A 9,287-nucleotide genomic window follows, 5' to 3' on the forward strand; every position below is an offset into this window, starting at 1 on the left:
CAATTTTTGCTTCATTTCATAGTTTACGGTAATTTTAATTCAAAATATCTCAAGAATTTACATTTTTATAAGTAATTATCTCTATACTCAAATATAAATTTATTCAATTATTTACATCTTGTACATCGTCTCGACATCACCCTTGCCAAGGGAGAGGACAAGAGGAGCTATTGGGAACTCTTAGTACAACTATGGAATAAGTATAATGTTGGGATAATTGTTGCTAATTGTGCTAAGGCACTAGATAGTACTAATAACGCTTCACAAATGAAAATAAAGAGACAATACTGCATTGTACGCATGAAACGTAACATGAGCAAGGGTGAAAGAGAAGAGTTGGACAAACTCGTCAAATTGGCTGAAGAAGGAGAAACTGTGGTTAGCAAGTACAGTGTGCCTAACTACCTTAATACACCAAGGGAGGTGTGGAAATGGCTAAAGAGTAACAACCTTGTCGAGTCTTTTAATTCCCTTATGGTGAGGAGGCGTTTCGGCAAGTCCCATTCCCCATGGAGGATTTTACAAATAGTGCGGGCTATTGCGTATAACCTATTCATTAATTGTCTTATAACTGTAATAATATTATAGTTGTCCTTATTTTTTATCTTTACTCAGTATATATTTGGATTATTTCTTTATAGAATTGTACTAATTCAAAGAGAAAATTACAATTCACAATGGAGATCTGAATTACTTGACTTAGGCAATAGTGTATATATAGAAAAAGAGCATATCTACACATTAATATTATAAGGTTTTATTACTGTAAAAATTATTAAGAATTATTTCGGTAGCCTTATTTCTAATCGTTAGAAATAATAGGATAGCAAATATTCTTTTTACTAGCGAAGTCCATGATATATTACCTTCTATAGCTTGCTTTATTAGTCTAATTAATATCGAGTTCCATGGTGGCAACTTGGCCTTATACTCGCATTCAAAATACTTGTTTAAAATATAGAGCCAAAATTCACAATCTAATATTCTATTCATAATAATCTTTTTATATTCAAATTCTTTAATAACAAAAGATAATGTTCTATAATCATTTAAATGTCTATTCATGGTACATACTATCTTCCTTTCATTTGCTAAAAAATCCTCATAGCTAGATGAATTAGCGATAGAAGTTTTTCCAGATCCTATTCTATAATAGGTTAATCTTTCTGGAATATGTAAAATATTTCCTTCCATTACGGAAATCATAAATAAAGGCAAGTCTAGCATTAAATCGAATTGTTCAATATAATCTTTATATTTTTCTAATAATTTTCTTTTAATTGTGATTGAGCTATGATTATGATGAATAAAGGGAAATTCCTTATAAATTAACGGAAAATTTTGTTTGGAAATTAGTACTTCTTTATGAGGTTGATTTTTCTCATAGGCTTCAAATAACTTTTTATCATTAATCTCTCTCCCTCTACTATCAATATACGTTTGCAAATTATGAACTAAAACTATATCGTTATATTTATCGAATATTTTACTAATATGCTCAATTTTATGTTTATCAAATAAATCATCGTCATCAAGAAAAAAGACTATTTCGACATTTTTATCTAGGTTTTTTATTGCCTCAGACACCTGTTTTCCATACCGTGAGTAATTTGCCTCGAGTAGTGTTATAGAAATATTTTTATCTATCTTTAAAGTTTCCTTTATAGCTTCTATATCATCTGCTACTATTATTATCTGATTTGGTAATAAGGTTTGTCTTAGTACAGAATTCAAGGCATCTTGAACATATACATATCTCTTATATGCTGTTATTATTACAGCAGTTTCCATCATGTGTCTATTTTATATCATGGCTTATAAATTAATTTTTTATAGCCTGCATATCGTAGTTAAAAGGTATTATAGCCTCTTATATAAAACATATTAGTCAGACCTATGTAGTATAGGTCATCGTTTAACGCTTTGTAATATTGCATGATTGCTAAGATTTCCATTCATTACGATATTTTGTAGAGGTAACTCATAGTGCAAGTATTGACATAATAAACAGTGAAGTTTCATCAATTTTACTAAAAATGATACAATTTCTATGGAAGAGAAAAATATTAAGATAGATAGAAAAATTAGGCATATTTCAATACTATTATTAAAAAATTTGAAGATTAACCAAAAGAATAAGAGGAAAACAATGTTTGTATATCAAAGGTAATACTATATGCTTAGTATTATCAAGAGGAGAAGAAAGGTAGAAGAACGAGAAGAACAAGAAACGGATAAAACGAGGGACTCCATTTCCCCATTATGATAACATCTTCATCCTTAACGGGGTTGGAGTCCCTCGCAATACAATCTGTATTAGAAGGACTTAACGTTATCTCCCCTGAATCCCCACAAACGCAAAAATACCCCCACCAACAGAAAACAGAGGAAAAGAATACTTATACTTGACAAGACAAGGACAAAAAGCACTACAAGAAAAGAAAACCTTCAAATTCTACTCACTCTACGGGAAAACGAAAAGAGAGCCAAGCGTACTAGCTGTGGACGAGACAGGAACAACTATAAAAGAACAAGAAAAGGTCAAGAACCTCAACTTGTATAACCGGAAGAGAAAAGGAGTAAAGGCAAGATCACTAGACCTAGTATATCCAGTGAGGTTAACCCTCCTCGTAGAGATAGCTGACTTGAATGAAAGCCCATCGCAATTCCTACTCCAAAGCGTGAAAGAGGTCTCACAGTACGTTCAAATTGATTACATGCTGACGCGGGATTCTTGAGTTTAAACGTGATGAGGGAAATGCTCATCAAGACAATAATAATGGGTAAGTCCAGCTTGAAGGTTTTTAAGGAACTCTCTATTCTTCCTCTTGTCGAGAAGATCTTTAAGGTTGAAGATAGGGTTTACGTTGCTTATAGGATTATTAAGATTGATGGTCTTTATTATTATGACGTTGTTTACGTTAAGGGGAAACCTGATTTTTACTTTTGTTTCGAATTTTCTTGGCGATCCTTATGAGTTGGCTGAGGAGGGCTTCAAGGTCAGGAAGGCTAGGATAAGGTACGTTAGGAAGTTGGGGAACAAGGTCTTTCTTTTTCTTTATTATACTGTCCTAGATTCTGCGTGGAATCTCGTGAATCACTTGTTCTTCAATTTTGTTTATCCCGGTAGAAAACCATTACCTTTTGATTCTTTCGTTAGGCTTCTTTAACTCCTTTTTGTTGAGTGTATACTCTATGCACGTCTTTTTTATCACGTTATAAAAATTCAAAATTCTTCATTTTCTTCTAGTTATACACGCTATGTTTGATTCAAATTATCCGAATATGTTATGTTTTATAAATGCTATATTAACTTTCTTTATATCAATCTCTTGTTGAAAGACTTAATATTATATCTTTCATAGGAAATAATTTAGTGAAACACCACTGCATAATAAATTTATTAAATGACCTTTGTTTACATCAAGTAAAAATATTAAAGTAATGTCATTACTATACGCCGAAAATTTTTAGAAATATAAATATCCTAGCGTCAATACTATGGAACATCACTGACTAGTAAAGCTTATTATTATATTCTTATAATTTATACAAGAATGACAATAGTAGTAGGCTTTAATTTCCCAGTGATACATGATAATGCAATAGCTATTATACAAGATGGCAAATTGATTTTTGCAACAGAAGAGGAAAGATTTACTAGACATAAACACTCTATTGCCGAACCACCTATTAACGCATTAATTCAGGGATTTAAGTTTTTAGCTAAGCAAGGTATTAAGCCCAGCGATATTGATGCTTATGCTGTAAATTTTAATCCTAAATTTTATCCTAAAAGAACGAGAGATCACTTTTATAAGAATATGTATTTATTATCTGTGAAGTTCGGTTTTAAACCATATATTTTAGAGGCAATAAAGGAATACATATTATCTTATTTATTTAGAATTCCAACATATATGGAATTTGCTAAAAGAATTATAATTCACAGTATTAGAGAAGCTGGATTTAATATTTCTGAAAATCAAATAAAAATCTATCCAGTTGAACACCATTTGACTCATGCTGCATCTGCATACTATTTTTCTGGATTTAATTCTGCAACAGTTTTAACAATTGATGGTTGGGGTGAAATAGATTCTACAGTAATCTGGAAAGTTAAAAGCGGCGAATTCGAAAAAATATCAAGCATACCTGCATATTATGGCTCAATTGGTGCTTTATGGGATTTCGTATCTCAAAATCTAAACTTTGGGATTCTTGAAGGGCCAGGCAAAGTTATGGGGTTAGCACCATATGGTCACGAGAATTTATTATATAAGAGGAAATTTGATGAATTATTGGAGATTAGCGATGATAAATACCCGTATGTCTTATCTTCAAAATATAGTGAAGTTTTCATTGATTTAGAGAAACAGTACCAGGTTATTGCGGACTATATCACTGGTGGCAAGATTGATTGGAACCCTAGGGGTCAAATTGATCAACGTGCAGCGGATATAGCATATGAACTACAGAGATTTACTGACAACTTACTTATTCACATAGGCAAGTGGGCTAAGTCTCATACTGATGAGGATAGGGTTGCTTTGGCTGGTGGTGTTGCTTTGAATGCTAAGGCTAATATGGAGCTTTATTACTCCCGCATGTTCAACGAAGTTTTCATTTTCCCGGCTGCTAATGATGCTGGTGGGCCTATTGGTGCTGCTGCTTACGTTTATGAGCATGTTTTAGGTGGTAAGATGGTTCACGGTAGGCTTAAGAACGTTTATTTAGGGCCAGAATATGATGAAGAGGTAATTAAGAAGGTTGTTCAAGATAGTAAGTTTAGGGCCGAGTATATTGGTGATGATGTTAATGCTGTTGCCGATATTGTTGCCAAGGGTGGTATTGTTACTTAGTATCAAGGTAGGGCTGAGTTAGGCCCTAGGGCTTTGGGTAATCGTTCAATTGTTGCTGATCCGACTAGGAAGGATTATTGGAGACTTGTGAATGATATTAAGGGTAGGGAATGGTGGAGGCCTTTAGCACCTTCTTTGCTTGATGAGGATAAGGATGTTTATTTTAAAGACCCAACATCTCATGAGTTCATGATTTTGATGTTACGTTATAAGGATGAGGAGGTTTGTAAAAGAGTTCCAGTAACTTGCCACGTTGATTTGACTGCAAGGCCACAAACTGTTACTAGGGATCAGAATAGGACTTGGTATGATTTGATCAAGACTTTTAAGGATATAAAGGGTGAGGGGTTAATTATGAATACTTCCTTTAACCTTGCCGGAGAGCCCTTAGTTGAGACTCCTCAAGATGCTTTGAGGAGCTTTGCGGTTAAAGGATTTGATGCAATGTACATGCAAGGCTGGATAATATACAAGAGGTGAAAAAATGAAGGTATTCAAAGTTAAGGGAATAAAAATATTTTATGATGAGAAGCTGGACGGTGGAGGGACTAGTTTTGGGCAACTCTATGTACCAATTATAAGAAGGCTTATAGGAAAATCTAAAACATGTTTTGAGGCTTTTTCCGGTCCGGCATTTATAGGTTTCTCTTTATTAGCTCACGGCTTATGTGAGGAGTTGGTAGTAGCTGATATAAATCCTGAGGCCATTAATTATGTCAAATTAACTGTTAACGAGAATAAATTAGAAGATAAAGTAAGATATTATATTTCTGATGTACTTGATGGAATTCCAGAAGGTGAAAAATTTGATTTAGTGGTAGGTAATCCTCCTCATTTCAATGAAAGTACACTAGAAAATTATTGTAGAAGGGCTACGTGCGATCAAATTGATTTATTAAAATCTTATGATTCTGGATGGAATTTACATAGGAGGTTTTATTTAAATATTCGCAAGTTCTTAAATGATAAGGCAAACGTGATACTAGTTGAAAATTCTGAAGGGTCTAACGTAAAGGACTTTTTAGAGATGATAAATGAAGGAGGGCTTAAATATGTAAGAGTTATAAAGCCGGAAACTGAGGATATCATTTACACATCATATATACATATAAGAGGATTAAATCTTAATGTAGGCATTTCAAGGAGAGTGAAAAGATTACCATATGGAATATATAAGCTAGCGTTTCCATTTGGAGAAAAAACTCATTATAAACCACTTATTGATTATATTAACTTTATGTCAAAATTTTATTTTATATGGAGTAGAACTTAACTTAATTAACCCTATGTTTGTAATCATAAAACTAATTAAATAGAAATTCAATGGGAAATCTTTTTGGATAATTCTTATGACTAATAATAATAAAATCTATATTAAGAATATTTAATAATTATTTTCTAAAGTTTTATGACTATCATTGTCCTAAAAACTTTTTTAAAGTCTTTCTACAAAAGTCTTTAGTAAGAAGGAGCCTTCTTGAGAAATTTTATTCCGTCCCTATCAATGTTACATAATTAATTTAAGGAATTAGTATTCTTAAAGAATCTTAATTCCTCTTTGCCAATAACTGAATATCTTTTTTAAGTTTTTCCTAAAAACTTTAGTTATGTCACTTTAGATCTAAAGAATGTCAACGATTGTTATAGGTGAATATGGACATTTTTTGAATAATTGATCTTTTGTAGATTTTTCTTATGAGGAAATTAGCTTACGTATTTTTGAAATTCATAGTATACGATTCTAGGTTTCTTAATCTTTGTTGAAAAATTTATATTTACCCCTCTCTTAAGTCAATATGAATGAATCCAATAAAGAACGCGTTAAAGAGCCTTAGCGTGACAACAACAAACGTCATAGTGGCTTTAATCTTCTTTATCATTACCGCAAAGATTTCAAACCCAGCCTTCTTCGGGAAAGTTGCAATTATTCAGCTTTTAGAAGTTATAACTTCGGCTTTCTTTTACTTCATACCTGGGCAGATTATTACGAGGGAAATTTCCTACCTTTACGCTAGGAAAGAGGTAAATAAGGACGTAATAGGTAAGTTTATTTCCTTACCTTTTCTATCTTTTCCAGTTTTTCTAGTCTTGTTACTCTTTCCTACTTACGTTAAGTTAGCAATACCTTACCTTTTCCTATACTTACTGGGCGGAGTGCTTAATTCAATCATGATAGGAATGGATATGTTCACAGAGACTGCCATTGCCGGCAATTTATTCTTAATAATTAGATGGGGAATCTCAATACTTGCCGTTCTTCAGCACAATATATACCTATTCGTAGAAATATGGACTTTAGGAGGGATAATTTCAGACTCTCTAGGTTATTTCTTTATAATAAAAAAAATAGGTTTTGTTTACCCCCTTCTATACCTTCCCTTCTTATTTAAGCATTTTAGGGAAGGCCTTCCGCTCTATTTATCCTCATTAGCAGGCTTTTTCTCCTCGCAAGGTGATAGAGTAACTACTGCTTACTTGTTAGGTTCCTACTACTTAGGCATTTACCAATTTTCTGCATTAGTTGCCGGAGTACCTTCAATGGTTTTAGGTGCATTGGGTGGAGTTCTTTTGCCTACAGCTTCATTTTATAAAGCATTGGGTAAGGACGAGAGGAGAATGTCTTCAATTTCCTTTCGTTTGCTCTCTTTAATTTCCTTTTTAGCAGTAATAATTTCTATACCCGTCGCCATCGTCGTTGTTGATAAATTCTTCCCAGCTTATGAGGGTGGAATAGAGGCTTTAATACTTTTACTTTTAGCTACGACACTTCCTTTTCCGATAGGATCCTTAGTCAATTTTATTGTAGCGTCTAAGAAGGATTTAAGGCCGTTTCTAGTTCTCTCAATTCTTAACGGAGGTTTGACACTGTTAACCTCTTTTCTCCTGATACCTAGGCTAGGTATTGTAGGCGGAGCTATTTCCCAGATAATAGTCTCTATAATCTCTTCGTCCTTCATAGTGTTCTACGCTTTAAGGACTTCAACTTTTATACCTTCAAGGAAAGAGATCATGCTACTACTAGCTATGCCTTTAATAGGGGTTTACGAAGTGTTTGTTGATCCTCCGTTCCTAGATTTAATACTTCTCCTTTTAGTTATCTTAATTTTTAAAGCGTTTAAAGTAATAGAAAAGGAAGACGTAAAATTGGTTGAATCGTTTTTGTCGTCTAAACTTAAGTTTATATCTTATATTTTGCGGTTAATTAATTGAATTTATCAAAGCTATTTAGCCTTTCAATTAATCTAAAAATTTCACGTATACGAGATTATGCTGAATATCTTTACAAGATCTAATACTGATTAGCATTTATTGGAAAATCGTTGCACAAGATTTTTCTTACAAAGAATTTTCTAATACTTATATCTAATTTCAGTAAATAGGATAAGTTCTATCGTTTTTATAGTAATAATATTCACTACTGAGAATGGTTTATTTAAAAACCTTCCAAGCGTAGGATTTTATGTAAACTGCTATTTCATGTTAGAAAAGTTCCACGACAAGAATTTGTTTTATTCTCTAGTTAGCCCTAGCCTAGGTTAGGTGCCCGTTAAGTTTCACACTAGTACAGCCTTCACCACAGTGGGCTATGTGTTATACAGCTCTGACTAATATGTTTTATATAAGTGTAGTGCATGTTTAAAATTCTGTTTTTTCTCAACTATAAGTTATTTTTCTTATAATAAAATATTAATCTTCTCTTATGTTAAAAGATATAATTGGCTTCTATTCTTAATTAGTCGTAATATTGTTTTTTCTATCACATTATATTTGTTGAAATATTTGCACTTGATACAATCTCTTATTATTATACTGTATTATGGAATCTATTATTTTTATATTTATAGTGTGTATTTTAAATTATGGAGAGAGAAAGTGCCAGCCCGGATACGTACGTCTTTGTTCCCTTAGTGAATAATATAAAGTATGAGTATAGCAACTCCTCCTTTGCTGTAAGCAAAGATGATACTATACTTACAATTAATAATTTAAATAAGGGTAAACATATCTCTACAATAGATGAAAAGAGCAGAAACGATAAAAAGTATGTAGAAATTCATAATATTTTAGTTCTTACCGGATACGCTATAGACGAAAATAGTTTAAGTTTAGTTACTACATTAGACCCTTGTGATTACGTTAGAGGAATCCTCATAAATGGTGAGATACAACAGCAACCTCAACAACAGCTATTTACAATTACACTATCTAAAGATGAAGTCATGAATAAATTGTATTTTATAAGGAAATCTGAAGTTAATTTTCAAAACGACATAGAGATCAGTATAATGGTTAAAACAGTTAAAGTAGGCAAAACCAAGTATAATTCTTTAAAAATTGAGGATGATAAAATAATGGGGATAGTGAACCTCTATGGAATTAGCGATATGAATGCTATTGATGATCTAAAAAGAAACTAAGTGATAT

The 9,287-nt window shown here is 32.4% G+C and carries 7 protein-coding genes and 1 pseudogene; 7 read left to right on the plus strand and 1 reads right to left on the minus strand.

The genetic code is table 11. The features are described 5' to 3' along the window. Positions 1-312 precede the first annotated feature (312 nt). On the plus strand, positions 313-588 hold the full coding sequence (locus D1869_RS10925) for a hypothetical protein (protein ID WP_184651094.1): 276 nt from the start codon (positions 313-315) through the stop codon (positions 586-588). A 159-nt stretch (positions 589-747) separates the two neighbouring features. On the opposite strand, the gene D1869_RS10930 is transcribed toward D1869_RS10925, so the two are convergent. After that, positions 748-1,791 (minus strand): glycosyltransferase, encoded by a 1,044-nt coding sequence (locus tag D1869_RS10930; RefSeq protein WP_156015122.1) that lies wholly within the window; start codon positions 1,789-1,791, stop codon positions 748-750. Positions 1,792-2,259: 468 nt separating this feature from the next. Between D1869_RS10930 and D1869_RS10935 the strand changes: the two are divergent. The 6 genes and pseudogenes from D1869_RS10935 (at position 2,260) to D1869_RS10955 (ending at position 9,280) form a co-directional block, all read left to right on the plus strand. Next, a pseudogene (locus D1869_RS10935) lies at positions 2,260-3,170 on the plus strand (transposase). A 387-nt stretch (positions 3,171-3,557) separates the two neighbouring features. After that, on the plus strand, positions 3,558-4,862 hold the full coding sequence (locus D1869_RS10940) for a carbamoyltransferase N-terminal domain-containing protein (RefSeq protein ID WP_231113611.1): 1,305 nt from the start codon (positions 3,558-3,560) through the stop codon (positions 4,860-4,862). A gap of 33 nt (positions 4,863-4,895) precedes the next feature. Beyond that, on the plus strand, positions 4,896-5,342 hold the full coding sequence (locus tag D1869_RS15560; RefSeq protein ID WP_231113612.1) for a carbamoyltransferase C-terminal domain-containing protein: 447 nt from the start codon (positions 4,896-4,898) through the stop codon (positions 5,340-5,342). A 4-nt stretch (positions 5,343-5,346) separates the two neighbouring features. Then, positions 5,347-6,135 (plus strand): methyltransferase, encoded by a 789-nt coding sequence (locus D1869_RS10945; protein WP_156015123.1) that lies wholly within the window; start codon positions 5,347-5,349, stop codon positions 6,133-6,135. Positions 6,136-6,662: 527 nt separating this feature from the next. After that, positions 6,663-8,072, plus strand: a complete 1,410-nt coding sequence (locus D1869_RS10950) for an oligosaccharide flippase family protein (protein WP_156015124.1) — start codon at positions 6,663-6,665, stop codon at positions 8,070-8,072. Positions 8,073-8,722: 650 nt separating this feature from the next. Next, complete coding sequence (locus D1869_RS10955; protein WP_156015125.1) at positions 8,723-9,280, plus strand: type III-B CRISPR system CMR subunit Cmr7; 558 nt, start codon at positions 8,723-8,725, stop codon at positions 9,278-9,280. Positions 9,281-9,287: the final 7 nt, after the last annotated feature.

The organism is Sulfurisphaera ohwakuensis, assembly GCF_009729055.1.
Classification (GTDB): domain Archaea; phylum Thermoproteota; class Thermoprotei_A; order Sulfolobales; family Sulfolobaceae; genus Sulfurisphaera; species Sulfurisphaera ohwakuensis.

Coding starts and splice junctions, on each gene's coding strand:
- D1869_RS10955 (WP_156015125.1), top strand. CDS start 8,723: ATGGAGAGAGAAAGTGCCAGCCCGGATACGTACGTCTTTGTTCCCTTA.
- D1869_RS10930 (WP_156015122.1), bottom strand. CDS start 1,791: ATGGAAACTGCTGTAATAATAACAGCATATAAGAGATATGTATATGTT.
- D1869_RS10925 (WP_184651094.1), top strand. CDS start 313: ATGAGCAAGGGTGAAAGAGAAGAGTTGGACAAACTCGTCAAATTGGCT.
- D1869_RS10940 (WP_231113611.1), top strand. CDS start 3,558: ATGACAATAGTAGTAGGCTTTAATTTCCCAGTGATACATGATAATGCA.
- D1869_RS10950 (WP_156015124.1), top strand. CDS start 6,663: ATGAATCCAATAAAGAACGCGTTAAAGAGCCTTAGCGTGACAACAACA.
- D1869_RS10945 (WP_156015123.1), top strand. CDS start 5,347: ATGAAGGTATTCAAAGTTAAGGGAATAAAAATATTTTATGATGAGAAG.